25 protein-coding genes and 1 pseudogene are annotated in these 25,188 nt (G+C 35.3%); 24 read left to right on the forward strand and 2 right to left on the reverse strand.

The genetic code is table 11. From position 1 onward, the window contains the following. Positions 1-117 precede the first annotated feature (117 nt). The 24 genes and pseudogenes from NW240_RS07745 (at position 118) to NW240_RS07860 (ending at position 23,219) form a co-directional block, all read left to right on the forward strand. Positions 118-1,587, forward strand: coding sequence for an alpha-amylase (locus NW240_RS07745; protein ID WP_258436974.1), 1,470 nt, complete (start codon positions 118-120; stop codon positions 1,585-1,587). Between the two features lie 145 nt (positions 1,588-1,732). After that, on the forward strand, positions 1,733-2,269 hold the full coding sequence (locus NW240_RS07750) for a dUTP diphosphatase (RefSeq protein WP_258436975.1): 537 nt from the start codon (positions 1,733-1,735) through the stop codon (positions 2,267-2,269). Positions 2,270-2,281: 12 nt separating this feature from the next. Further along, entirely contained in the window at positions 2,282-3,658 is a 1,377-nt protein-coding gene (gene radA / locus NW240_RS07755; protein WP_258436976.1) for a DNA repair protein RadA, read from the forward strand. A gap of 29 nt (positions 3,659-3,687) precedes the next feature. After that, a complete protein-coding gene (locus tag NW240_RS07760; RefSeq protein WP_258436977.1) occupies positions 3,688-4,782 on the forward strand; it encodes a PIN/TRAM domain-containing protein in 1,095 nt (364 codons plus the stop codon). A 73-nt stretch (positions 4,783-4,855) separates the two neighbouring features. After that, entirely contained in the window at positions 4,856-6,328 is a 1,473-nt protein-coding gene (gltX, locus tag NW240_RS07765) for a glutamate--tRNA ligase (RefSeq protein ID WP_258436978.1), read from the forward strand. A 109-nt stretch (positions 6,329-6,437) separates the two neighbouring features. Next, complete coding sequence (locus NW240_RS07770; protein ID WP_258436979.1) at positions 6,438-7,445, forward strand: lipoate--protein ligase; 1,008 nt, start codon at positions 6,438-6,440, stop codon at positions 7,443-7,445. Positions 7,446-7,591: 146 nt separating this feature from the next. Next, positions 7,592-9,022: a cysteine--tRNA ligase gene (gene cysS, locus NW240_RS07775; protein WP_258436980.1), complete on the forward strand. Its 1,431-nt coding sequence runs from the start codon at positions 7,592-7,594 to the stop codon at positions 9,020-9,022. A gap of 2 nt (positions 9,023-9,024) precedes the next feature. Next, complete coding sequence (locus tag NW240_RS07780; protein WP_258436981.1) at positions 9,025-9,441, forward strand: Mini-ribonuclease 3; 417 nt, start codon at positions 9,025-9,027, stop codon at positions 9,439-9,441. Between the two features lie 2 nt (positions 9,442-9,443). Further along, entirely contained in the window at positions 9,444-10,274 is an 831-nt protein-coding gene (rlmB, locus tag NW240_RS07785; protein WP_258436983.1) for a 23S rRNA (guanosine(2251)-2'-O)-methyltransferase RlmB, read from the forward strand. Positions 10,275-10,282: 8 nt separating this feature from the next. Beyond that, entirely contained in the window at positions 10,283-10,825 is a 543-nt protein-coding gene (locus NW240_RS07790; RefSeq protein WP_258436985.1) for an NYN domain-containing protein, read from the forward strand. A gap of 12 nt (positions 10,826-10,837) precedes the next feature. After that, the gene (locus tag NW240_RS07795) at positions 10,838-11,443 is read left to right on the forward strand and encodes a sigma-70 family RNA polymerase sigma factor (protein WP_258436986.1); all 606 of its coding nucleotides are present in this window, start codon (positions 10,838-10,840) and stop codon (positions 11,441-11,443) included. 206 nt (positions 11,444-11,649) lie between these two features. Beyond that, on the forward strand, positions 11,650-12,177 hold the full coding sequence (locus NW240_RS07800; protein WP_258436987.1) for a QueT transporter family protein: 528 nt from the start codon (positions 11,650-11,652) through the stop codon (positions 12,175-12,177). A gap of 312 nt (positions 12,178-12,489) precedes the next feature. Continuing rightward, positions 12,490-13,221 (forward strand): methionine ABC transporter ATP-binding protein, encoded by a 732-nt coding sequence (locus tag NW240_RS07805; RefSeq protein ID WP_258436988.1) that lies wholly within the window; start codon positions 12,490-12,492, stop codon positions 13,219-13,221. A gap of 1 nt (position 13,222) precedes the next feature. Then, entirely contained in the window at positions 13,223-13,912 is a 690-nt protein-coding gene (locus NW240_RS07810; RefSeq protein ID WP_258436989.1) for a methionine ABC transporter permease, read from the forward strand. A gap of 13 nt (positions 13,913-13,925) precedes the next feature. Beyond that, positions 13,926-14,825 carry a MetQ/NlpA family ABC transporter substrate-binding protein gene (locus tag NW240_RS07815; protein ID WP_258436990.1) on the forward strand — a complete coding sequence of 300 codons (900 nt, stop codon included), beginning with the start codon at positions 13,926-13,928 and terminating at the stop codon, positions 14,823-14,825. A 156-nt stretch (positions 14,826-14,981) separates the two neighbouring features. Further along, positions 14,982-16,298 (forward strand): branched-chain amino acid transport system II carrier protein, encoded by a 1,317-nt coding sequence (gene brnQ, locus NW240_RS07820; RefSeq protein ID WP_258436991.1) that lies wholly within the window; start codon positions 14,982-14,984, stop codon positions 16,296-16,298. A gap of 577 nt (positions 16,299-16,875) precedes the next feature. Further along, positions 16,876-18,396 carry an ABC transporter substrate-binding protein gene (locus NW240_RS07825; RefSeq protein ID WP_258436992.1) on the forward strand — a complete coding sequence of 507 codons (1,521 nt, stop codon included), beginning with the start codon at positions 16,876-16,878 and terminating at the stop codon, positions 18,394-18,396. A 63-nt stretch (positions 18,397-18,459) separates the two neighbouring features. Further along, entirely contained in the window at positions 18,460-19,389 is a 930-nt protein-coding gene (locus NW240_RS07830; RefSeq protein ID WP_258436993.1) for an ABC transporter permease, read from the forward strand. Positions 19,390-19,401: 12 nt separating this feature from the next. Then, positions 19,402-20,379 (forward strand): nickel transporter permease, encoded by a 978-nt coding sequence (gene nikC, locus NW240_RS07835; RefSeq protein ID WP_258436994.1) that lies wholly within the window; start codon positions 19,402-19,404, stop codon positions 20,377-20,379. Positions 20,380-20,390: 11 nt separating this feature from the next. Beyond that, positions 20,391-20,924 (forward strand): annotated as a pseudogene (locus NW240_RS07840) (ABC transporter ATP-binding protein); the annotation flags it as partial. A gap of 84 nt (positions 20,925-21,008) precedes the next feature. Further along, positions 21,009-21,380, forward strand: coding sequence for an oligopeptide/dipeptide ABC transporter ATP-binding protein (locus tag NW240_RS07845; protein ID WP_258437151.1), 372 nt, complete (start codon positions 21,009-21,011; stop codon positions 21,378-21,380). Further along, entirely contained in the window at positions 21,367-22,386 is a 1,020-nt protein-coding gene (locus NW240_RS07850) for an ABC transporter ATP-binding protein (protein WP_258436995.1), read from the forward strand. Before NW240_RS07845 ends, NW240_RS07850 begins: the two co-directional genes overlap by 14 nt. 304 nt (positions 22,387-22,690) lie before the next feature. Further along, on the forward strand, positions 22,691-23,005 hold the full coding sequence (locus NW240_RS07855) for a DUF6442 family protein (RefSeq protein ID WP_258436996.1): 315 nt from the start codon (positions 22,691-22,693) through the stop codon (positions 23,003-23,005). After that, on the forward strand, positions 22,998-23,219 hold the full coding sequence (locus NW240_RS07860) for a helix-turn-helix transcriptional regulator (RefSeq protein WP_258436997.1): 222 nt from the start codon (positions 22,998-23,000) through the stop codon (positions 23,217-23,219). Before NW240_RS07855 ends, NW240_RS07860 begins: the two co-directional genes overlap by 8 nt. A 222-nt stretch (positions 23,220-23,441) precedes the next feature. Here NW240_RS07860 and NW240_RS07865 read toward each other — a convergent pair whose 3' ends face one another. Together NW240_RS07865 and NW240_RS07870 are read right to left on the reverse strand one after the other, a co-directional pair. Next, positions 23,442-24,149: a YaaA family protein gene (locus tag NW240_RS07865; protein ID WP_258436998.1), complete on the reverse strand. Its 708-nt coding sequence runs from the start codon at positions 24,147-24,149 to the stop codon at positions 23,442-23,444. Positions 24,150-24,207: 58 nt separating this feature from the next. Further along, positions 24,208-24,861, reverse strand: a complete 654-nt coding sequence (locus tag NW240_RS07870; protein ID WP_258436999.1) for a YitT family protein — start codon at positions 24,859-24,861, stop codon at positions 24,208-24,210. Positions 24,862-25,188: the final 327 nt, after the last annotated feature.

Genomic DNA, 25,188 nt, shown 5'->3' on the forward strand with positions numbered 1-25,188 from the left:
TGTAATCTAATCGCAATTACTTTCAATTTAATTCTAAATATATTCCTCAAGATCTTATTTGTGACTATTAGTGAGTCCTGTGTTTTAATAGAAGAGTGATTAAAAGGAGAGAAGTCAATGGAAAAAAATAGCTTATTAATGCAGTATTTTGAATGGTATTTACCTAATGAAGGAGAACATTGGATAAATTTACAAAATGATGTAGATCATTTGTATGAAATCGGTGTAGATCATATCTGGCTTCCACCTTTTTGTAAAGCCACTTCAGTTAATGATGTGGGATATGGGATATATGATCTTTGGGATTTGGGAGAGTTTAATCAATCAGGGACTGTGCGCACTAAGTATGGTAAAAAAGAAGATTTACTCAAAGCTATTCAATTACTCACACAAAAAGATATTCTCCCAATTGCTGATCTTGTGATAAATCACAAAGCATATGCAGATGGTAAAGAAAAATTTCATGTGATGAAAGTAAATCCTGAAAATCGCCAAGAAATGATTTCTGATCCCTATGAAATTGAGGGGTGGACCCATTTTTATTTTCCAGGTAGAGGGGGTAAATACTCAGATTTTGAATGGCATTGGTATCATTTTAGTGGTATTGATTATGATGCGACTAATAATGAAGAAGGTGTATACCTAATTTTAGGTGACGAAAAAGGATGGGCCGATGATCAGTCAGTAGATAGTACTTACGGTAATTACGACTATCTGATGTTTGCTGATATCGATTTTTCTCATCCTGAAGTAAGACAACATATTAAACAATGGTTAAATTGGATGGTGAATGAAACCGGAGTTAGAGGTCTACGCTTCGATGCATTAAAACATATTGATTCTCACTATATAAAAGAACTATGTGAAGAAATTAATCAGACACAAGGTGATGACTTTTATTTAATTGGGGAATATTGGAATCCCGATCTTGCTAACAACTTAGATTATTTAGATTCGATTGATTATCAATTAGATCTTTTTGATGTAGGCTTACATATGAATTTATATCAAGCCAGTCAAGCGGGTAATCAGTATGATTTAAGTCAAATTTTTGCAGGGAGTTTGGTGGAGGACAATCCATTACTTAGTGTAACTTTTGTTAATAATCACGATACGCAATTGGAACAATCCCTTGAATCACGCGTCGAAGATTGGTTTATACAACATGCCTACGCTTTAATTCTCTTGCGACAACAAGGTCTTCCTACTCTCTTCTATGGCGATTATTATGGAGTTCAAAATGGAGAAAAATCTCCATCTTATCAAGAAAAAATTGATCCATTATTGCACTTGCGAAAGTATCATACATATGGAGAGCAAGTGGATTATTTCGATCATCAAAACACCATAGGCTGGACTTGCTTAGGAACACAAGAGCATCCCTATGGAATAGCAGTAGTGATGACTAATGGCGATGCAGGCTTTAAAGAGATGACTATGGGTGAACTAAATGCAGGAGCAATATATGTAGATTATCTGAATAACCATTCTGGTAAAGTAGAATTAGATGGACAAGGTAGGGGAATATTCCCAGTGAATCAAGCTTCAGTATCTGTTTGGATAGATGAAAAAGCTATTTGGGATTAGATAAATAAACTTGAAGTCTTGATGGAACAAGGATAAAGAAATATTTTTAAATGATAGATATATCAAAGAAAATCATTTATAATATTATTAAGCGTTTTCATTTAAACGGCTTATTTATCATGGAAATGAAAGGATGTGAGATAAAATGAAAAAAGAAAAACGAGGTTTTGAAGTCATCCGTTCATATAAGGATAAAGCGATTCAAATTCCTCAACGGCAAACTAAATATTCAGCTGGGTATGATATTGAAGCTGCCGAAACGGTTGTGCTTCCTTCTTTTTGGAAACAATCAGTTTATTATTTAATTCATAATACCTTTATAACTATTAAGGGACAAGAAAACATGAAAGAAAAAGACTTATGGCAAGCTACTTTAGTTCCAACTGGTTTAAAAGCCTATATGATGGAAGATGAGTATTTGAAGATTGTTAATCGCTCGTCGGGAAGTTATAAGTACCAAACTACTCTACCTAATGGTATAGGTATTATTGATCAGGATTATTATAATAATGAGAAAAATGAAGGGCATATATATGTTCAACTAATTAATTATGGTTTGAAGGATCGAACGATTCAAAAAGGTGATAGAATTGCTCAAGGAATTTTTTCTAAATTTCTACAAGTAGATGACGATCAAGTAGTTAATAGCAATCGTAAGGGTGGTTTTGGGTCATCTGGTTAAGGGAGGGATTGAGTGGCAAAGAATAAGATAATGTATGAGTGTTTAGCTTGTGGCTATGAGTCACCTAAGTGGCTAGGAAAATGTTCAAATTGTGGCAGTTGGAATCAGATGGAAGAACAATTGGTTCCTACCACCAACTCTTCAACTACTTTTACTAATACATCACAATCAATAGTCGGAAAAGCAACCCAATTGGATCAAATTCCGAGTCAAGTAGAAGAAAGAATTGATACCCAAATGGGAGAGTTCGATCGTGTATTAGGTGGAGGAATTGTTCCAGGTGGCTTAGTTTTAATTGGTGGAGATCCTGGAATAGGGAAGTCGACTTTATTACTTCAGGTATCTATTCGTTTAGCCAATTTGAAACAGCGGGTACTTTATGTTTCAGGTGAGGAAAGTTTAACACAAATCAAACTAAGAGCTGAAAGACTGGCATTAAGTGGTAACGATTTTTATTTATTATCTGATACAGACTTGGGTAATATTGTGACTCAAATTCAAGAAGTGAATCCTGAAATTGTAGTCATTGATTCTATCCAAACGATGGCTTCGCCAGACAATCAAGGCTTAGTGGGATCTGTTTCTCAGTTAAGGGCAGCCACTAATATTTTGATGCGCATTGCGAAAGACCATAAAATTGCTATTTTTATTGTTGGCCATGTAACTAAAGAAGGCAATATAGCTGGACCTAGAATGTTAGAACATATGGTAGATGCCGTTTTATACTTTGAAGGAGAGAAACATAATCGCTTCAGAATTTTAAGGGCGGTAAAAAATCGATACGGATCTACAAATGAGATTGGTGTTTTTGAAATGATTGATACTGGTTTAGCAGAAGTTACCAACCCTTCAGAGTTATTCTTGGAGGAGAGGGTAACGGGTGCTACTGGATCAACAGTTGTTGCTGCCATGGAAGGGACGCGAACGGTATTAGCAGAAATTCAATCTTTAATGACACCGACGGTGTTTGGTAACGCTAAACGTACCGCATCGGGAATAGAATACCAACGTATTTCTCTTTTATTAGCAGTCATGGAGAAACATTGTGGCCTCTTGGTCCAAAATCAAGATGCTTTTTTTAAAACGACTGGTGGTGTTCGTTTAGATGAACCCGCCATTGATTTGGCTATAGCTGTAAGCATTGCCTCTAGCTATTGGAATCGAGAAGTGAGAGTAGATGATGTCTTTATAGGAGAGATTGGTCTTACTGGAGAAATCAGAAGAGTCAATCAGATTGAAGAACGAATTAAAGAAGCGAGTAAACTGGGCTTTAAACGTGTATTTATACCTTACAATAACCAATCCCATCTAAAACAACTTGATTTATCGATTGAAGTCATTCCAGTTAAAACGATTAAACAAGCTGTTTCTATAATTTTTCCTAAATAATTGAAAAAAATCTTAAAGGAGGTGATAGAATGATAAAGAAAATGACGATTAGTGTACTGATGATTGTTGGCTTGAGTTTTGGCTATACCCTAGGACCACAAATTTGGCGTAGTCTTCGCTTATACCATCAATTATTAATTAATCCTTTTGTGAATAGTATAATTTTCGGACTTATTTTTATGTTATTAGGTATTTTATTTGCACCGCTTTTTGAACGATTAATTCATAAGTTACTTTCGATGTTGGAAAAGCAGTCCACTCCAAATCTCTTATTTGGAGCTCTAGGCGTTTTATTAGGTTTATTAATCGGCTATCTACTTTCATTACCGATTGCTTCTTTAAATATTCCTTTTTTATCGAGCACAATGCCGCTTGTTCTGACTGTTTTAGGGGGAATGATTGGTTATCAAATGATGATCAATCGTCGAGATGAAGTGCTACACCTATTTACAAAATCCGGTCAAAAATTACAGTCTGCATCCTATGAATTGAATAAACAATCCAAGCAAAACGAGGCTGAATCGGGTCAAAGAGTAAAAGTGTTAGATACTAGTGTAATTATTGATGGAAGGATAGCAGAAGTGGTTCAAACAGGATTTATTGAAGGAAGTCTATTAGTTCCAAAGTTTGTGTTATCTGAATTACAGCATATTGCAGATGCTTCTGACTCTTTAAAAAGAGCAAAAGGTAGACGTGGTTTAGATATATTAAACCGTTTACAAAAAACTCCCAAAATAAGTATTGATTTTTTTGAAGGGGATTATGCGGATATTGAAGAAGTCGATGCTAAATTAGTAAGATTAGCTAAAGAATTAAATGCAGTATTGGTAACTAATGATTACAATTTAAATAAAGTGTCAGAATTTCAAAATGTCCCTGTTTTGAACATTAATGAGTTAGCGAATGCTGTAAAGCCAGAAGTACTACCTGGTGAAGAAATGCAAGTTCAAATTATAAAAGCGGGAACAGAACGCCGTCAAGGTGTTGCTTATCTTGATGATGGCACCATGGTAGTGGTTGAAGATGGACAAGATCATATTAATAAACATTTAAATGTCGTAGTTACTTCATCCTTGCAAACCGCTGCTGGTAGAATGATTTTTGCTAAAATTTGTGATAATTAAGAGTATTTGAATCTGACTAGATGAAGGAGTACAATAAGCTTTGTAGACTAGATGGAATTAAAGGAGACATATAATGAGCGATAAAATTCGTGTGCGTTATGCACCAAGCCCTACTGGGGACTTACATATTGGAAATGCGAGAACAGCTTTGTTTAATTATCTGTTTGCTCGTTCACAAGATGGAACGTTCATTATTCGTACAGAAGATACGGATACAAAACGTAACTTAGAGCATGGTGAACAAAGCCAATTAGATAATCTAACTTGGCTAGGTATTGATTGGGACGAATCGCCAGTTAATCCTGGTGAATATGGGCCATATAGACAGTCAGAGCGTTTGCATATTTATCAACCTTTGATTGATGACTTATTAGCTCGAGATTTAGCTTATAAATGCTATATGACTGAAGAAGAGTTGGAAGCAGAAAGAGAAGAACAAAAGGCTCGTGGAGAAATGCCTCACTACGGAGGGAAACATGCTCACTTAACAAAAGAAGAACAAGAAGCTTTTGAAGCTGAGGGCCGTCAACCTGTTGTTCGTTTTAGAGTACCAGCTAATGTTACTTATCAATTTGATGATATTGTTAAAGGGCCTTTAAGCTTTGAGTCAAAGAATATTTCAGGCGATTGGGTGATTCAAAAGAGAGATGGCATGCCAACTTATAACTTTGCTGTGACTGTTGATGATCATATGATGAAAATCACTCATGTCTTACGTGGCGATGACCATATTGCAAATACCCCTAAACAAATGATGATTTATGATGCTTTTGGTTGGGATTATCCAGAATTCGGTCATATGACATTAATAATTAATGCTGAAACTAATAAAAAATTATCTAAACGTGATGGTGGAATCCTACAATTTATCGAGCAGTATCGTAACTTAGGCTATTTACCAGAAGCTATGTTTAACTTTATTGCCTTATTAGGTTGGTCACCAAAGGGTGAAGAAGAAATTTTCTCGCCTCAAGAGTTAGTAGAGCAATTTGATCCAGAACGTTTATCAACTTCTCCCGCGTCATTTGATAAGAAGAAATTAGAGTGGATTAATAATACTTATATGAAAGCAGCAGATCTTGATACAGTGGTAAACTATGCACTACCTCATCTACAAAAAGAAGGAAAAGTAAGTGCTGAGCCTAATTCAGAAGAATTAGCATGGGTTAAGAAGTTAGTTAGCTTATACCATGAGCAAATTTCTTATGGTGCTGAGATTGTTGAAGCATCAAGTTTATTCTTTAATGATAAACTTGAGTTGAGTGAAGAAGCTAAAGAAATTATGCAAGCTGAAACCTCTTCGATAGTCGTTAAAGCCATGAAAGATAAATTACAAGCTCTTTCAGAAGAAGATTTTGTAGCCAGTAATATTAAACCATTGACTAAGGAAATTCAAAAAGAAACCGGTATTAAAGGGAAAAACCTCTTTATGCCAATCCGAATTGCTGTTTCTGGTCAAATGCATGGTCCAGAATTACCAGATATGATTGAAGTATTAGGAAAGAAAAAAGTCTTAAATCATATTCAGCAAGTTATATCGTTTTAATTAAAAGTAAGTGGAAACCATAGGTTTCCACTTTTGTTTGAAGCTTTTTCTTGAGCTTTAAATAATGGAATGTCATAATTAATGTGCACAAATTTGAAGGAGGCTACTTATGTATTTCGTAGATAATGAAAATAACTATGATGCGAGTGTTAATATTGCTTTGGAAACTTATTTAGTAGAGAATCGCCTAGTTGATGAACCGATTTTACTTTTTTATATTAATGAACCTTCGATTATTATTGGCCGTAATCAAAATACTTTTGAAGAAATTAATCAAGCTTATGTTGATGAACATAATATTCGAGTTGTTCGCCGTATGTCGGGTGGTGGAGCGGTTTACCATGATTTAGGAAACTTTTCATTCTGTTTTATTAAAGATGATGATGGATCATTTAGAGATTTCAAAGCGTTTACTCAGCCTGTAATCGATGCTTTGCATAAGATGGGAGCCACTTCAGCTGAATTATTAGGTCGAAATGACTTATTAGTAGACGGAAAAAAATTCTCTGGGAATGCAATGTATGCGAAACGTGGGCGTATGACAGCTCATGGAACCATTTTGTTTGACTCTGATTTAGATGAAGTTCACAATGCTTTAAAACCAAACAAAGCAAAATTTGAATCCAAAGGTGTCAAATCGGTACGCTCACGGGTGACAAATTTAAAACCTTATGTTGATGATAAGTATAAACAGTTAACTACTGAGCAGTTCAGAGATCTTGTTTTATTAGAAATCTTTGGTGTTGAAAAACGTGAAGATGTCAAAGAGTATCATTTGACAAAAGAAGACTGGGAAAAAGTCTATAAAATTCGTGAAGAGCGCTTCGGTAATTGGGACTGGAACTACGGTCACTCACCAAAATTTGATATTCAAGCCTCTCATAAGTTCCCATTTGGTTTTGTAGATATGCGCTTCAATATTAAAGATGCTATGATTACAGATACAAAAATCTATGGAGATTTCTTCGGGCTTGGTGAGATTGAAGATGTAGAAAATGCGCTAACTGGCGTTAAATTTGAACGTCAAAGTATTTTAGACGTCCTTCAAAATATGGATCTCAAAAAATATTTAGGGAATGTTGAAGCAGAAGAGCTGGTAGAAATGATTTTCTCATAATTTAGCAATAAGCAAGTGGCCGGAAGTATTTCCGGCTTTTTTTGATTCTTTATAAACTTATTTAAAGATAATATATTTATTCGAAAGTAAGTGCTAGGAATGTTATAATAAGCCTCAAGTTTAATGATAGAAAGAGGGTTCATAAGATGGCTATTCAATTATTTAATACCTTAACACGTCAAAAAGAAAACTTTATTCCCCTAGAAGAAGGAAAAGTGAGCTTTTATCTTTGTGGGCCAACAGTATATAACTATATTCATATTGGTAATGCACGTTCGGCTGTTGCTTTTGATACTATTCGTCGTTATTTAGAGTACCGCGGATATGCGGTAAATTTTGTTAGTAATTTCACTGATGTTGATGACAAAATTATTAAGGCAGCTGAAAAGGAAGGACTGACAGCTAAAGAACTTTCTGATAAATATATTGCTGCCTATAAAGAAGATATGCGTGCGATTAACGTTAAGCCAGCCAGCTATAACCCACGTGTTATGGAAAACATTCCAGAAATTATTGATTTTATTAAAGTTTTAATCGACAAGGGCTATGCTTATGAAAGCCAAGGAGATGTCTACTATCGGACCGCTAAATTTGAGAATTATGGCCAATTATCGGACCAATCTATTAGCGATTTACGTGAAGGCGCTAGTCAAAGAATTAGCGATGATGAGAGTGAAAAAAAAGAAAATGCGATTGATTTTGCTTTATGGAAAGCAGATGAAAAAAGTGTAGTATCTTGGGAATCACCGTGGAGTAAAGGTAGACCCGGTTGGCATATTGAGTGTTCGGTCATGGCTACTAAATACTTAGGAGAATCGATTGATATTCATGGGGGCGGTCAAGATTTACAATTCCCTCATCATGAGAATGAAATTGCTCAATCCGAAGCCCATTCCGACCACCATCATCCGTTTGCAAATTATTGGTTACATAATGGGTTTGTAACCATGGGGTCAGATGGTGAGAAAATGTCGAAATCATTAGGTAATTTTGTGCTTCTAAGAGATATTATTAATGAATACGATCCGATGGTTATCCGTTATCTTTTAGCTAGTGTGCAATACCGTCGCCCTATCCGTTATGATGCCAATGCTATTGCTACTGCAAGTCGTGAAGTAGAACGCTTGAAAGAACTGATGGACCGCATATCTTATCGAATGGATCATTTAGGAAGTGGACAAGCTAATCTTGATAGAGAACAGGAAGTAAGAGAAGCTATCGAAGTAGGTATGAATGCTTTCAATCAAGCGATGGAAGACGATTTTAATACAGCTAATGCTTTATCAGCTATTTTTGAAATGAGCAAGCAAATTCATCGCTATCTTGATCAAGAAGTGGTTGAACTTCAATTGTTAAAAGAAATAAATCAGTTAATGCAACAAATTTTAGCCATATTTGGCTTAGATTTTGAGTCAACAGAGGTTCTTGATAGTGAAATTGAAGATTTGATTGAGGAAAGAAATCAAGCGCGTAAAGACAAAAACTTTCAAAGGGCGGATGAAATTCGTGACTGGTTGAAAGAACAACATATTTTATTAGACGATACTCCGCAAGGAACAAGGTGGAAAAGAGGATAAAAGTGGCAAATGAAAATATACCCGATAAGTACTCCTTACTAAATGGAGCAGCCTTAGCCTATGTTGGAGATGCTGTTTATGAAGTAGAGATACGCAAGTATGTCATTGAATTAGGAAAAACACATCCCAATAAATTGCATGGGGCTGCCATTAAATATGTTTCAGCTAAGGGACAAGCGAAAGTGATGCATCATTGGATTCAACAAGATGATTTCTTAACCACTAAAGAAATTCAAATCTATAAACGAGGGCGCAATCATAAGGCCAATACAAAAGCTAAAAATGCTTCAATCGGTGATTATCGCCAAGCCACAGGATTTGAGGCATTATTAGGTTGGCTTAAATTGAGTGGACAAGAAGAGCGTTGCAATCATTTAATTCAACAAGCGATTCAATATATTAATGAAGAAGGAGCCTAAAAATGAGAAAGAAAAATGATAGAGCGGATTTTCATAAGAAAAAACGCACCAATAAACATTCTCTCAAAGAGCCTTTAGTAGACTCAAAGGCTTTTGAAAATAGTGAATCGATCTATGGTAAACATGCTGTTCAAGCTTATTTAGAAACAGAAAAGCAAGCCAATAAATTATTTATTCAAATAGGGATTGCAGGGGAAGTAATATCTAGTATAATAAAAATGGCTAAAATTAAAGGGATTGTATTCCAGGAAGTGCCAAAGTTGAAGCTAGATGAAATGGTTGATGGTGAAAATCATCAAGGTGTTGTTCTGACTATTCCTCCTTTTGATTATGCTGAATTAGAAGATGCTCTTCAATTAGCGTCTTCAAGAGGAGAGGATCCTTTTATTCTTATTTTAGATGGGATTGTTGATCCGCATAACTTAGGATCTATCCTTAGAACGGCAGACGCTACAGGCGTTCATGGGGTGATTATTCCTAAACGACGTTCAGTTGGATTAACCAATGTAGTTGCAAAAACATCTACTGGAGCCATTGAACATGTTCCAGTGATCCGAGTGGCTAACATTAAACAGGTTATGGATCAGTTAAAAGAAAAGGGAATATGGATCTTTGCGACGGATATGGCTGGAGAAGACATGCGTCAGTGGGATTCACATGGACCAATTGCATTAGTAATTGGTAATGAAGGTCAAGGGGTTTCTGAACTTGTAAAAAAATCAGCAGATGGAATTGTTACTATTCCGATGGTTGGGCATGTGCAAAGTCTGAATGCATCTGTTGCAAGTGCAGTCTTGATGTATGAAGTAGCACGCCACCGTATTGGAAAGTAGGGATTATCATGCGGTATAAACGTCAGGAAATTTTATTTGTTGACGGTTATAACATGATTGGTGCATGGCCAGAACTTACCAAACTTAAAAAAATGGACCAGTTAAATCAAGCACGCGATCAATTATTATTTGAGCTTTCGGAATATCGAAAATACCGAGATCTCAAAATTATCGTTGTCTTTGATGCGCAATTTGTTCCCGGAATAACACAAATTTATGATCACTATCAAGTTGAGGTTGTTTTTACGCAAGAAGGAGAAACGGCTGATTCTTATATTGAAAGAGAAGTAGCTCAGTGGATTTCTCCACTTAATCGTGTAGTAGTTGCGACAAGTGATATGGCCGAGCAATGGTTAATTTTTCAAAAAGGTGCCATGCGAATGTCTGCTAATGAGCTTTATATGCAATTACAATTCGATAAAAGACAGGTTCGACAAACAGTAAAAGACCATTATTCACAGCTTATCAGGCGGCGGAGCCCGTGGAAGCTTGACCAATTGAAGCTATTAGATGATCTAAGATTTCGCTTAGATGATGACAAGAATGAATAATGGAGCGATGAAATGAACGAGTTTGACCATTTGACGAATGAAATGTTGATTATGCGCTTGAAACAGAATATCGCTGATGAGTTTTCATTTATGTTACTAGTTGAACGTTTTATTCCCCTCTTAAAAAAATTTGCTTATCGAATGCCGGTTGATGGATATGAACCAGAGGACATTATTCAAGAAGGAGTTATCCTAATGTATCGGGTAATTCAAAATTATGATCCTGCATACGGAGGTTATTTTGCACCTTATTTTCAAAGATCATTGCATAATTACTTAATTAATTTACTCCGTCGAAACGCTAAAGAAGCTCAGACCATTCGCTTTGGAATGGACGCTGAACGCGATCAGATGGAGATTGGTGATTGTATCGGTCATAAAAGCTTAAGTCATGACTATAAATTAGCAACTACTCCCGAATTACAAGTCATTGTCAATGAAGAAAAAGAACGTTATCTTGCTAAATTAAGTCTTTTTGAAAGACAGATTATCTTCTGTTATAGCGATTTATCAATGAAACCTAGAGAAATTGCTGAGTATTTAGGCATTGATAAAAATCGGGTCAAAAATGCTTTGAGACGAGCAAAAGATAAGTTAAGAGATATTATCACTGAATAGAAACCATTTATAATTCACCCAAGAATTAGTTGAAGATAGACTGATTCTTGGCTTTTTTATTAGAAATCTGAATCTTTACTTGTGCAATTTAATTATGATATACTACGATCTGTTCTTTATGAACACTATGATTCTTCGGTGGAAAAGCCACCCTTAGTCCTTTGGTCATAGTAATTACTAGAGCTTGCTCTATAAAGGAGATTAATATGGAAAAAAAATATACTACTAATGATTTAACGCGAATAGCATTAATTGCTGCTTTTTACATAGTGTTGACTTTAATAATTTCCCCACTTTCTTTTGGTTTGGGTATTCGTATCAGTGAGGGTTTGAATTTTTTAGCCCTTTACAATAAGCGTTACATTTTAGGGGTTACTTTAGGTGTTTTTATTGTAAATTATTTTTCTACTTACGGTATTTGGGATATGGTGATTGGCTCGCTTACTAGCTTTATCTTTTTACATTTAGCTTGCTATATTATTGAAAAACTATTCCCTTCAATTACTAATAAGAAAGATGAAATCAACAAGTTGCTATTTTTTAAATATTTAATTATTGGTTTATCAATGACTATTTCGATGGTTAATATTGCCTTGTTGGTTGTTTTTTTAGGGGCTCCTTGGGAATCCTTTATGACCCTTCTTTTAGGTATGATGGTTAGTGAAGGCTTATCTTTATTGGTTGGAGGAATAATAATCTATTTGATTAGTGAGCGGATCGATTTAAGACGGTAGTCCTAAATATATAGCGAATTAAAAAGCAATCATTCTATTCCTAGTCTATCAAGCGGCTCCTCGGTTATTCGATCGTAAGCTATCTCTATAAAAAAATTCAACTTAAGTAGTGAATATTATTTCACTACTTTTTTGTGCACAAATTTTTAAATTAAATTTTAAATAATCACAATTAAAAACAAATAAAACCCATTTATATCAATGTTTAATAATTATTTTTCACAAATATTTTTTACACGCTTTTTATGTGAAAAAATAGAAAGGTATGTTATAATGCTTTTATGACTTGTGGCAGAAAGGTGGTGATTGTTTGTGATCGAATTAATTGATGTCGCTAAACATTACTATTTGAATAATAAACAAGTTAAAGCGGTTGATGAGGTTTCCCTAACAATCCAAGATAAAGAAATTTTTGGCTTGGTAGGTGAGAGTGGTGCTGGCAAATCGACCCTTTTAAGGTTTATTAATCTTTTAGAAAAACCAGACAACGGCAAGTTATTAATTGATGGACAAGATCTGTTGCAACTCAGCAAGCAAGAACTACGACTTCATCGTAAGTCTGTAGGTATGATCTTTCAGCATTTTAATCTATTGAATAACAAAACAGTTGGTGAAAATATCACCTTACCCCTTAAATTATTTAATTATTCAGATGCATTGCCTCTCGATTCTGTACTAGACTTTGTTGGTTTAGCTGATAAGAAAAATCAGTATCCTAGTCAATTATCTGGTGGGCAGAAGCAAAGGGTTGGTATCGCGAGAGCGTTAATTACTAAACCAAAAATTTTGCTTTGTGATGAACCGACTTCCGCTTTGGATGTTATGCGGACGAATGAAATTGTTCAAATATTAAAAGAAGCACATCAACAATTCGACATGACAATTATAGTGGTAACCCATGAATTGGCTTTTGTAAGGCAACTTTGTGATAGAGTGGCGATTATGGAAGAGGGTCGTATAATTGATGTGGTTGATAATTTGACCGATCGTGATCAAGGCCAAGCAGGAAGTTATTACGATAAAGTGAAGGAGGTCCTAAGCTAAGATGTGGGAAGAATTAATAATGCGCGTCATTGAATATTGGCCAAAATTATGGGAAAGTCTTCAAGAAACAAGTATTATGCTTTTTTTCTCATCATCAGCAGCTATATTGTTAGGTCTTCCTTTAGGGACTTTCTTGTTTTTGACTAGTCCGGGTCAGCGAATGGGTAAAGTGAGAGCAGATCAATTTTTGAATTCTAGCTTAAACCTATTTGTAAATATTGTCCGGTCTTTTCCTTTTTTGTTACTTGTCGTTGCCATGCAGCCCCTTATTCGAATGGTTTATGGGCGAGCAACTGGCGATCCGATTGCAGCATCCTTTCCGATGATGCTGATTGCCATTGCCCTTTATGCCCGCTTCGTGGAACAGTCTTTGCATGACATTCCTAAAGGCGTGGTGGAATTAGCTGATTCCCTTGGGGCGAATACTTGGGAGTTAGTTACTCAATTTCTATTTGTTGAAGCACGGTCATCTTTAATTATTGGATTTACCACTGCTTTTGTATCCTTTCTATCTTATTCAACCATTATGGGAGTAGTTGGTGGCGGTGGGATAGGAGATTTTGCTATCCGATATGGCTACCAGAGGTATGAAACGGATATCATGTATTTTGCGATTATTCTAATCATCATCATTGTTCAAATTTTACAATGGTTAGGATTGAAAATTGCGCGTAAGTTAGATAAAAGATAATAGGAGGAATTTTATGTTTAATAAAAATTTATTTAAGAGTTTTGCTACTTTTGCATCAGTATCACTAGGTCTAAGCGGTTTACTATCCGTTTCGGCACAAGAAGATAATGTATTAAAGATTGCTTCTCATATGCCACCAATGACTGATATCGTTGAAATTGCAGCGGATGTAATTGAGGAGCCTTACTCAATTGAGTTAGTAGAAGTTTCTGATAACATTCAATACAATGAGGCAGTTTTTAACGATGAAGCTTTCGGAAGTTTTGCACAACACCTTCCATTTATGGAAATGTTCAATGAAGAACGTGAAGCTGATTTAGTAGCTATTCAACCAGTTTATAACGCAGTTGTTGGTTTTTACTCACCAGTTTATGAGTCAATGGAAGATATCGAAGAAGGTGCTGAAGTAGCTATCCCTTCTGATCCAACAAATGAGGCACGCGCATTATTCGTTCTTGAACAAAATGATCTAATTGAATTAGATGATGAAGCAGGCCTTTTCCCAACAGTAGATGATATTACTGAAAATCCTTATAACTTTGAGTTCACAAGTGTTGACTTATTAAACTTAACAGGAGCTTATGAAGATGGGGTTGAATTAGTTTTCAACTACCCAACTTATATTGCGTCAATTGATTTAAAACCTGAAGATGCTTTATTCTTAGAAAAAGATGATGAAAATACTTTTGCTATCATTCTTTCAGTTCGTGAAGGAAATAAAGATAGTGAAGCAGCTATGGCCCTACAAAAAGCTTTCTCATCTCCTGAAGTACGTGAATTTGTAGACAAATTGGCGGAAGAAGGACACTTAGAACCAGCTTTTGATTCTAAAGAAAATGAAGAAGATGATACTGACCAGGATGAAGAAGAATCTGATAATCAAGAAGATTCTTCAGAAGAAGATGCAGAATAATAAAAAAAGTAAAAGCTGGCCATCGGCCAGCTTTTTTTCTTCTAATGAACGATTGAAGAAATGAATACGTTTACTTGGTTTTTATTAGAAATTTCTCTTGAAACCCTCATGGAATTTTAATAAAATAAAACTACTTTATTTTCTGGAGGGATTAGTATGAAGAAGAAAGATTTATTAGCTATTGGTTTTATGTTATTTGCCATGTTTTTTGGAGCAGGTAACTTAATCTTTCCAGTTGCTCTCGGACACGAAGCGGGTCAAAGTTTATTACCAGCTATTTTTGGTTTCATCATTACAGGCGTCGGATTGCCATTACTATCCATGATTGTGGGATCAAGTTTAAAGGGTGGTTATTTTAGTGCTTTGAGTAAAATTAATCCCGTCTTTGCGATTGTTTTATTAACTTGTAATTACCTGATCATAGGGCCCTTGTTTGCTATTCCGCGTACAGCCACAACTACCTATGAGATGTCCGCTCTTCCCTATATATCTAACGCTAATGGGATGACTTTAGGCCTATTTACCTTCGTTTTTTTTGGCCTTGTTTTGTGGATTTCCTTGAATAAAAAGTCGATTGTTGATGCGATTGGTAAGTGGCTAACGCCAGCTTTGTTAATTTCCTTAGTTGTTTTTCTAGTAAGATCCTATTTTCTTTATCGAACAAGTAAACCCTCTGATCCGATGAAAATCGCTTATCAAAACAATCCGTTGGCTGAAGGATTTGTTAACGGGTATGCTACCATGGATACACTTGCCACTTTAGCCTTTGCGATTGTTGTTAAAAGTGCTTTTGAAGCAAAAGGTGTCTTTGACCAAAAAACACTCTTAAAAGAAGGAAGCAAGGCTTCATTAATTGCAGCAGCTTTATTAGGACTGTTCTATTTTGGTTTATCTTGGGTCGGTAACCATATTAGTTTGACAGAAACGCTTCCTGAAGGACAAAATCTTGGAACTTTTCTATTACAGACTATAGCTAATAATGCGATGGGGCAATCCGGTGTAGCTTTGTTAGGAATTATTGTCTTTTTAGCTTGTTTAACCACTGCTTGTGGCCTAGTAGCAGCAATTAGTCAGTTCTTTCATGATCTATACCCTAAGATTTCCTATCAAAATCACGTTATCATAATCACTGTTGTGTCATGGTTAATGGCCAATCAAGGATTAGATCAAATTATAGCTACTAGTGGCCCTGTTTTAGAGATAATTTATCCTGTCACTATGTCCCTCATTTTACTTGTCATCTTACATAAAGTGCGGCCACTTAACAGAATGCAATTTTTATTACCTCTACTATTCGTCTTATTGGTTAGCTTTTTATCCGTTTTATTGAACGCTAAGGTCATCGAGTGGCAATGGCTTGTAAATATGCCTCTAGTAAAAATTGGCTTTGCATGGATTCCAACTCTTGTTGTTGCAATATTAGTCAGTGTTATTTTTGACAACCGTTCCCAAAGCTTGGACTTTACTGCATAAAGAAAATGATTCTTTTACTTAATAAATTTTTAATATTATATTTTCAAATTAACACTTCAATAAAGTGATAGAAAAATGCTGGGCTCATGTCCAGTATTTTTTTATTGAATTTTTGGATTAAAAAAATGCACAAACTGCAAGTTTTTTGAGTTATAGAGATATGTTATTCCAAAGATAATAGAGATTGTGAAGAAAGTCATAGAAAGCAAACTATTTAAATGAAAAAATTGCTCATTAAATTATCTATATGCCATTCATATTTATATATTCACAATCTAAACAAAATGTTAGCTAAAAATTCAATAAAAATTTCAAGTAAATAGATCAATAAATTTTTTGATAGTTATAATTTTTTTCTATTAGAGCAAAAAATTTATAAAAAAGAAGGCTTTATATCAAACAAGAAAGCGTTGACAAACAAATTATCAAAAGGTAGACTGAAAATATGAATCCGCTTGCAACGGAGTGAATATATGTGGAAGGAGGATAATAGGTTTAAGTCATTGTTATCTAAGATTTGTGAAAAACGTCACTTTAAAGAGAGTTAATTTTTCAAATAAATAAAGGAGCAATTATTATGAAACGAAAATTAGGATTATTTACTTTATTGCTAATGGGCGTGTTCCTATTAGTAGGATGTTCTGGTGGAGGGAGCGGAGAAACTTTAACAGTTGCTGTATCAGGAGATGCGATTTCACTTGATCCGATTGCAACTAATGATAATCAGTCCAGTCATGTTATGACACAAATTTATGAAGGATTAGTAAAAATAAATGATGAGGGTAAAGCAGAACCAAGCTTGGCAGAAAGCTTCGAACAACCAGATGAAACGACTTACGTCTTTAAGTTAAAGCAGGGAGTTAAGTTCCATAATGGTGAAGAATTAAAAGCTTCAGATGTTGTTTTCTCATTAAAACGTGCAATTGAAGCACCAAACGTTAAACACTTATTCGATACAATTGATATCGACTCTGTAAAAGCAATTGATGATTATACTGTTGAATTTAAACAAACAGAACCATTCTCAGGTATTCTAGCTGCGTTATGTCATCCAGGTGCTTATATCGTTAATGAAAAAGCTGTAAATGAAGCAGGTAATGATTATGCACGTAATCCTGTGGGAACTAATGCAGTAAAATTTGTTAAATGGACGAAAGCAGACTCTGTTGAAATGGAACGCTTCGATGATTATCACGGCGAAAAAACAGAATATAAAAATCTGATTTTCCGTGTGATTCCTGAACCAAGTAACCGTGTGATTGAGTTAGAGTCTGGTGGGGTAGATATTGCTTATGATATTTCAGCAATCGACTTAGAAAAAATTGAAGATAATGAAAAGTTACAATTATTAAAATCTTTTGACTATGGGACAACTTATCTAGGATTTAATATTGCTAAAGAGCCATTTAATGATCCAAAAGTTCGTGAAGCAATTTCTTATGCGATTGATATTGATTCCATTGTAAAAGCAGTATTTAAAGGTTTAGGTCAAACAGCTACAGGTGTAATGTCACCTACATTAGCTTACTCTATCTCTGATGAATATGAGCCTCGTGCACGCGACATTGAAAAAGCAAAAGAATTATTAGAAGAAGCAGGTTACCCTGATGGCTTTGAAACTTCTATTTCAACTAATGAAAATAAAGATCGGATTGATATGGCTACTGCTATGAAGGAACAATTATCAGAAGTAGGTATTGATGTTTCAATTAACGTATTAGAGTGGTCAGCATTTAACGAATTAATAAAGAATGGAAAACATGATATGTTTGAAATTGCATGGACAGCAGACTCTCCAGACCCAGATACTTTCTTATATCCATGTTTCCACTCATCAGCTAAAGGTGAAGGCGGTAATTACATTTATTTAGAAGATGATATGTTAGATGGATTATTAGAAGAAGCGCGCTTCTCTCAAGACGACGAAGAACGTGCTGATTTATATCGTCAAGCTCAAGAGCACTTAATGGATATCACCGCTTGGATTCCAGAGCACAATAAAGAGTTAACAGTTGGCGCTCAAAAAGATGTTAAAAATATTAAACTTTCTCCATTTGGATGGTATCAATTAGCTCCGGTTACTAAGGGAGAAAAATAGTTCATTGTATTCTGGAGGAGATGGCAACATCTCCTCTATCTAAAGAAGAGGGTGCGTAAAAACATGATAAAATATATATTAAAAAGGCTATTATATTTAATTCCCGTCATTTTAGGCGTCTCTTTTATTGTATTTGCTTTGCTTTATATCACACCAGGAGATCCTGCGCGTAATGCTTTAGGACCTTCTGCTTCTGAAGCAGCGGTTAAGGCTTTAAGATTGGAAATGGGATTAGAAGATCCATTCTTAGTACAATTTGGTCGTTATATCAAGAACGTATTTACTAAATTAGACTTAGGAACTTCCTATATTACTAAATCTTCAGTTGCAGCTGAGATTTTCAATCGAGCAGGCGCTACAATAAAATTAGCATTTCTTTCCATTTCTTTCGCCGTTCTATTAGGAATTCCAATTGGAATTATCTGTGCGATTAAACAATATTCTATTTTTGATAATATCGCTATGGTTTTTGCTTTAATTGGTATTTCAATGCCAGTATTCTGGTTAGGACTTTTACTTATTATGTTATTCTCTGTAAGACTTGGATGGTTCCCATCTTCAGGTTTCTCTATGCCATCTCAAATGGTTTTACCTGCAGTTGCTTTGGGGTCTCAGTCCGTTTCGGTTATAACGCGAATGACTCGGTCTTCAATGCTGGAAGTCATTAGACAAGACTATATTCAAACAGCTAAGGCAAAAGGTCAAAGACAAAATGTTGTTGTTTGGAAGCATGCATTGGGAAATGCTTTAATTCCAATCATCACAATTGTCGGGACACAGTTCGGTCAGTTAATGGGGGGAGCCTTGATGACGGAAGTAATTTTCTCGATTCCAGGTATTGGTCGTTTGATGGTTGATTCAATCAAAATGCGTGATATGCCGATGGTTTTAGGATGTGTACTTTTCGTTGCGGTAACCTTTAGTATTGTTAACTTAATTGTGGATATTCTATATACCTATGTTGACCCACGAATTAAGACAAAATATGTGTAGGAGGGTATCAACATGAAAAATCCTAAATTAAATTCTGAAAAAGATGAAGTAGTTGAATTAGACCGTGATAAGGTTGACCGTGGTTTGGAAGAGGAACATCCTCAAGTAAAAGACCATCTATTAAAAGAACAAGAACATAAACGTGGACGTTTCCGTGGATTACAAGATATTTGGATCCGTATGAAGCGCAATAAGTTGGCCATGGTTGGTTTATTTATCATTATGGTCTTAGTTTTAGTTGCTATTTTTGCTGACCAAATTGCTCCGTACGGTTTTGCCGAGCAAAACTTACAAAATCAATTTGCACCACCCAGTTCAGAACACCTTTTTGGGACTGATGATTTGGGTAGGGATATTTTCTCTAGGGTTATTTATGGGTCAAGAATTTCACTTAAAGTTGGTTTTATTTCAGTATCCATTTCTTTAGTGATTGGTGTGACCATTGGAGCACTGACTGGCTATTATGGTGGGCGTGTCGATAATGTTTTGATGCGGTTCATTGACATTTTACAATCTATACCAGATATTCTTTTAGCAATTGCTATTATGGCAGCTTTAGGGCCTGGATTGGCAAACTTGATGATTGCTGTTGGTATTGCAGCTATTCCAGGTTATGCGCGTTTAGTGCGATCATCTGTGCTTTCTATTCGTGATATGGAATTTGTGGAAGCGGCTAAAGCAAATGGTTCAAGTGATTTTAGAATTATCCTAAAACATATCATTCCAAACTGTATGGCACCGATTATTGTTCAAGCAACTCTAGGGGTTGCCTATGCGATTATTAATGCTGCAGGTTTGAGTTTTATCGGTTTAGGATTAGAGCCACCAACACCAGAGTGGGGAGCTATGCTATCAGGTGGGCGTTCTTACATTCGAGATGCTGTACATATGACTCTCTTCCCAGGACTGGCTATTGTGACGACGATTTTTGCATTAAATGTCTTAGGTGATGGTCTGCGTGATGCACTCGATCCTAAGCTGAAACGCTAGGGGGAAAGATTATGGTTGAATTATTAGATTTACGAAATGTTAGTGTACAATATGAGACGGATTCAGGAACTGTATACGCAGTTAATAACTTGAATCTATCGATTGGTAAGAAAGAAACCTTGGGGTTAGTTGGAGAAACCGGTGCAGGAAAAACAACAACGGCTTTAGCAATTATGCAGTTAATTTAAGATCCTCCCGGTAAAATCACTTCAGGTGAGATATTGCTTGAAGATCAAGACTTAATGAATGTTAAAGAAAAAGATATGTTTAATATTCGTGGAAATAAAATTTCGATGATTTTCCAAGACCCAATGACTTCTTTAAACCCGATCATGACTGTTGGCGATCAAATCAAAGAGGTTATCGAACTTCACCAGAATCTTTCTAAAGAGGAAACGATTGCTAAAGCAGAAGAAATGTTAGAGTTAGTTGGAATCCGCAAAGAAAGATTGAATGATTACCCACATCAATTCTCTGGTGGAATGAAGCAGCGGGTGGTTATCGCGATGGCTCTTGCTTGTAATCCAGAGTTAATTATTGCTGATGAACCGACAACGGCTCTCGATGTAACCATTCAAGCACAAGTGCTAGAATTAATGAAAGATTTAAAAGATAAATACGATACATCAATGATTTTAATTACTCACGACTTGGGTGTAGTCGCTGAAATTTGTGATTATGTTTCGGTTATTTATGCTGGTACGATTGTGGAACATGCTTCTGTTGAAAGTTTATATGAAGAACCACTACATCCTTATACGAGAGGCTTGTTTGACTCTATTCCAAGCGCCGATGAAGATGTTGATAAATTAAAGGTAATTTCTGGGTCAACACCGGACCCTTCGGATCTACCTACAGGTTGTCGCTTCCACCCAAGATGTAAACATTGTATGGAAATTTGTAAGTATAAGTTCCCAGAATATCGTGAAGTAAAACCTGGTCACTATGTAGCTTGTCATTTATACAACCAGGAAGGGGGAGAAAACCTTGACCAACAATAATCAAGAAGCACTTATTAGTGTGCGTAATCTTAAAAAATATTTCCCCACTAAAGCCGGTGATTTAAAAGCGGTTGATAATATTAGCTTTGACATTAAAAAAGGTGAGACTTTGGGTCTAGTCGGTGAGTCCGGCTGCGGAAAGTCTACGGCTGGACGTGCCATTATTCGGTTACATGAACCAACTTCCGGAGAGATTTATCTTGAAGGAAAGAATATTATGGAATACAAAGGCTTGAAAGAGATGCGCTTGATGCGACAGGAAATGCAAATTGTATTCCAAGATCCTTATTCTTCACTGAATCCACGAATGACTACTTTTGACTTAATAGCTGAACCTTTACGTGTCAATAAATTGACGAAAAGCCAGGCTGAATTAGAACAAAAAGTGTACAAAATGATGGAAACCGTAGGCTTGGCTCGCCGTTTAGCAGGATCATTCCCGCACGAATTAGATGGTGGACGTCGTCAAAGAATAGGTATAGCTAGGGCTTTAATTGTCCAACCGAAGTTCCTTGTTTTAGATGAGCCTGTTTCAGCGCTTGATGTTTCTATTCAAGCCCAAATCTTAAACTTGATGGATCAATTGCAAGAAGAATTTGGTCTGACTTATCTTTTCATCTCGCATGATTTGTCAGTTGTTCGTCATATTTCTGACCGGATTGCTGTTATGTACCTTGGTCAGATTGTTGAATTAGGTACTTATGATCGGATTTTTGAAAATCCATTGCATCCTTATACGAGAGCTTTACTTTCTGCTATTCCGATTCCAAAAGTTGGTGTGAAACGTGAACGTATTTTCTTAGAAGGAGATGTACCAAGTCCAGTGAATCCTCCTGAGGGTTGCCGCTTTGCTGGTAGATGTAAGCATTGTATGGAGATTTGTAAGACAACTCCAGTTGAACTCAGAGAAGTTGAACCGGGCCACTTTGTAGCATGTCATTTGTACAATGATATTAAATTTGCACAATCGGTAGAGTTTCCTGAAGAACAAATGAAACTAATTTAAAAAAACCCCTTCTAACTACCTAAGGATTAGGTTTTTAGAAGGGTTTTTATGTATTTAAATTCATTTATTTGTTTAAGCTATAATTAATTTGTTTGCTTTGAAGATCACCATTTAAATAGGTATAGTTGGAAGATGTAAATTTTATAAAACTTTCTAATTCAAAGGAATTTAATTATAAGAGATGATTGAGCAAAGCTCCTCTAAGTTTTTGCAGTTGTTGAAGATATTAATTTTTTATTATTGACAAGTTTACTTTGCAAATATATACTTTATGAAAAGTAAACTTGGCAAAGGGGAGATAAAATTGGAAAAAGATGACTTTTTAAAGATAGCTCAAAAGGAAAGAAATGATGAGAGAGAAATTTTTGTTAATGATAAATCGAGCGTTTGGATTTCGCGGGCATTAATTGGAATTGCTGCATTTATTTCCGCTATTAAAGAATCGCATAATCTACCTTTTTTGGATATTCTTGCAATGCTGTGTCTTTCAATTGGCGTAGGAGAATTATATAAATATTTTGCAAAGAGAGAAATAAAACATTTATTTTTGTTTATCCTATTGTTTACAAGTGGAGTAGTTGCAATAGTGTTTTTTTTAAAGGATCTTTATTATGGATGAAAAGTTAAAACTAAAGAATAATCTAAAAGGTTTACGAAAAGAACTAAAATTAACTCAAGAAGAATTGGCAAAAATGGTTGGAGTATCTCGAAATACTATTTCCTCAATAGAAACAGGTCAGTATAACCCAACTGCTAAATTAGCATATTTACTATGTTTAGCACTAGATAAGAAATTTGAAGAAATTTTTTATCTATCTACTCGAGATAATTAATTTATTATTGGTCACGCTTATTATTTATATACTATGTCAGCTTTTATAATTTATACGATATTTTAATTAAAAAGTGGTCTGAGAAAGGATATATATATTACTGCTTAAAAAGGTAGGTAAAATCAGAAGAGTTTCCAAAAGAAAATATGAAGTTGATTTAAGACAAGAACCCTCATAAAACATCTTATCAAGTGTTTATGAGGGTTTTACATTTTGGATATTTTACTGATTGAGACAGTAATTAATTTCTTTATTTTTGAAATCACCATTGGCATAGCTATATTCAAAAGCCTTAAAAGCTTTAAATGTTTTAATGTCCAAAGATTTTGTTTGTAGTAAATAGTTGAGTAGAGCCCCTCTCAATTTTTTACTGGTGGCTGAAGGTGCTTTTTTACTTAATTCTATATCTTTATAGAAGTTAATTTGGATGAGTTTCATTTTTTTAGGGTCTAATAAAGAAGCAAACTCATTAGATGCTAGATTAATGACTGTTTGTTCTTCGAAGACCTTATTATAATGAGTTTTCCACAAGCTTTTCAAGCTTTGATTTTTTACTTTAAGCGACGTATTAAAGTCTAAACGGTAAGGGTTGATCGGTTGAAGGGGAGAGATTGGCCCATATAAGGCAGACAGAATTTTAAGATGGTCTCTAGCATAGTTCAAGTCGATTTTCTCCCACTCGATTTGACGAAAGGATAGACCTTGATAGACTTGATAAGCTTGACGAGCTGTTTTTTCATTAATGGCTTGATAGCGATGATAGATATCTTGGGCAAGTTCAGCTGAGCATTTAAAGAGTTTTTCTAACTCTGTAGTATCTTTTAAGGAAAGTTCTTTAATAATTGATTGGACGGGACCTGATTGAGGAATTAAATCATTACCAGCTACCGTATCCATCTCTTTACTAGGGGAGAAAATAATTAAAGTCATAAGCATACTCCTTTATTTTATTAGATAAGAAAAACCCCTATCATAGAGGGGCCATGGTTTATTGCGCCTTAGCAACGGATGATGCTTTTGGTAATTCAAAGCTAGGAAAATGTAGTTCGAATTGGCCAATTATCGTCGACGAAACTAAAGTAGTAATAAAAGAAAAGATCAGATGTTGTGGTGCAATATATAATAATGAAAGTAATAATACTACTCCATCAGTTAACAGATAGGCTTTAGTAATTGATACGTGGGCTCTCTCAGAAATAACCATTGCTAGAGCATCATCGCCCCCTGCGGCACAACGTTGACTGATACATAGGCCGCATCCTACGCCAATCGCAATACCTCCTAAGATAGCTGCTAATAAAGGTCTTTCATATAGGCTGGGAACAACGGGTCCAATCCAAAGACAAAGACGATAGAAAATAGCAAATAGAAAGGATGCGTGAATAGCACGACGAATAAAATCTTTACCCAATAAGGATAAGCCAATAAGATAACAGCTAATATCTGCAAAAAAGCTTAATTTAGAAGGCTCCCAACCAAAGAAACGATAGCAGAAGAGAACTAAACCAATAACACCCCCTTCTGTAATTTTAGCGGGTATATGAATATTTACCAATCCAAAAGCCATGATAAAGGCTCCTAATGCAATAACCAGTATTTCTTTTTTACTTAATAAAAAGCGACTCAGCAAGCGCTTAAGCATATTTACACTCCTAATTTATTATTACACGAAGTCTCCATTAGGACACAAAAAAAGACTGCTTGTGTCGTAGGCTAACCTCGTACGGCAATCTTAAGATGGTATTGATGCTTTTTTTGTTTGCTATTTTTTCTTTTGGCAAAACTCTGAGCTTCTAGTAATCTTTTTAGCCTTTGTAGACCCCACATCAGGTTTCAACTAGGCTCTTTATCGACTATATAGGCATCAGATAAACCCTACTGATCAAAAAGAACTAATCAGTATCCATCGAAAAACGATACTACAAAAATTATAGCACGAACTGAGAAATAGGCAACTAGTAAACGATTT

Origin of the sequence: Facklamia sp. 7083-14-GEN3 (assembly GCF_024742075.1) — a bacterium.
GTDB lineage: Bacteria > Bacillota > Bacilli > Lactobacillales > Aerococcaceae > Facklamia.

Coding starts and splice junctions, on each gene's coding strand:
- NW240_RS07745 (WP_258436974.1), top strand. CDS start 118: ATGGAAAAAAATAGCTTATTAATGCAGTATTTTGAATGGTATTTACCT.
- NW240_RS07750 (WP_258436975.1), top strand. CDS start 1,733: ATGAAAAAAGAAAAACGAGGTTTTGAAGTCATCCGTTCATATAAGGAT.
- NW240_RS07760 (WP_258436977.1), top strand. CDS start 3,688: ATGATAAAGAAAATGACGATTAGTGTACTGATGATTGTTGGCTTGAGT.
- gltX (WP_258436978.1), top strand. CDS start 4,856: ATGAGCGATAAAATTCGTGTGCGTTATGCACCAAGCCCTACTGGGGAC.
- NW240_RS07770 (WP_258436979.1), top strand. CDS start 6,438: ATGTATTTCGTAGATAATGAAAATAACTATGATGCGAGTGTTAATATT.
- cysS (WP_258436980.1), top strand. CDS start 7,592: ATGGCTATTCAATTATTTAATACCTTAACACGTCAAAAAGAAAACTTT.
- rlmB (WP_258436983.1), top strand. CDS start 9,444: ATGAGAAAGAAAAATGATAGAGCGGATTTTCATAAGAAAAAACGCACC.
- NW240_RS07790 (WP_258436985.1), top strand. CDS start 10,283: ATGCGGTATAAACGTCAGGAAATTTTATTTGTTGACGGTTATAACATG.
- NW240_RS07795 (WP_258436986.1), top strand. CDS start 10,838: ATGAACGAGTTTGACCATTTGACGAATGAAATGTTGATTATGCGCTTG.
- NW240_RS07800 (WP_258436987.1), top strand. CDS start 11,650: ATGGAAAAAAAATATACTACTAATGATTTAACGCGAATAGCATTAATT.
- NW240_RS07810 (WP_258436989.1), top strand. CDS start 13,223: ATGTGGGAAGAATTAATAATGCGCGTCATTGAATATTGGCCAAAATTA.
- NW240_RS07815 (WP_258436990.1), top strand. CDS start 13,926: ATGTTTAATAAAAATTTATTTAAGAGTTTTGCTACTTTTGCATCAGTA.
- brnQ (WP_258436991.1), top strand. CDS start 14,982: ATGAAGAAGAAAGATTTATTAGCTATTGGTTTTATGTTATTTGCCATG.
- NW240_RS07825 (WP_258436992.1), top strand. CDS start 16,876: ATGAAACGAAAATTAGGATTATTTACTTTATTGCTAATGGGCGTGTTC.
- NW240_RS07830 (WP_258436993.1), top strand. CDS start 18,460: ATGATAAAATATATATTAAAAAGGCTATTATATTTAATTCCCGTCATT.
- nikC (WP_258436994.1), top strand. CDS start 19,402: ATGAAAAATCCTAAATTAAATTCTGAAAAAGATGAAGTAGTTGAATTA.
- NW240_RS07845 (WP_258437151.1), top strand. CDS start 21,009: ATGATTTTAATTACTCACGACTTGGGTGTAGTCGCTGAAATTTGTGAT.
- NW240_RS07860 (WP_258436997.1), top strand. CDS start 22,998: ATGGATGAAAAGTTAAAACTAAAGAATAATCTAAAAGGTTTACGAAAA.
- NW240_RS07865 (WP_258436998.1), bottom strand. CDS start 24,149: ATGACTTTAATTATTTTCTCCCCTAGTAAAGAGATGGATACGGTAGCT.
- NW240_RS07870 (WP_258436999.1), bottom strand. CDS start 24,861: ATGCTTAAGCGCTTGCTGAGTCGCTTTTTATTAAGTAAAAAAGAAATA.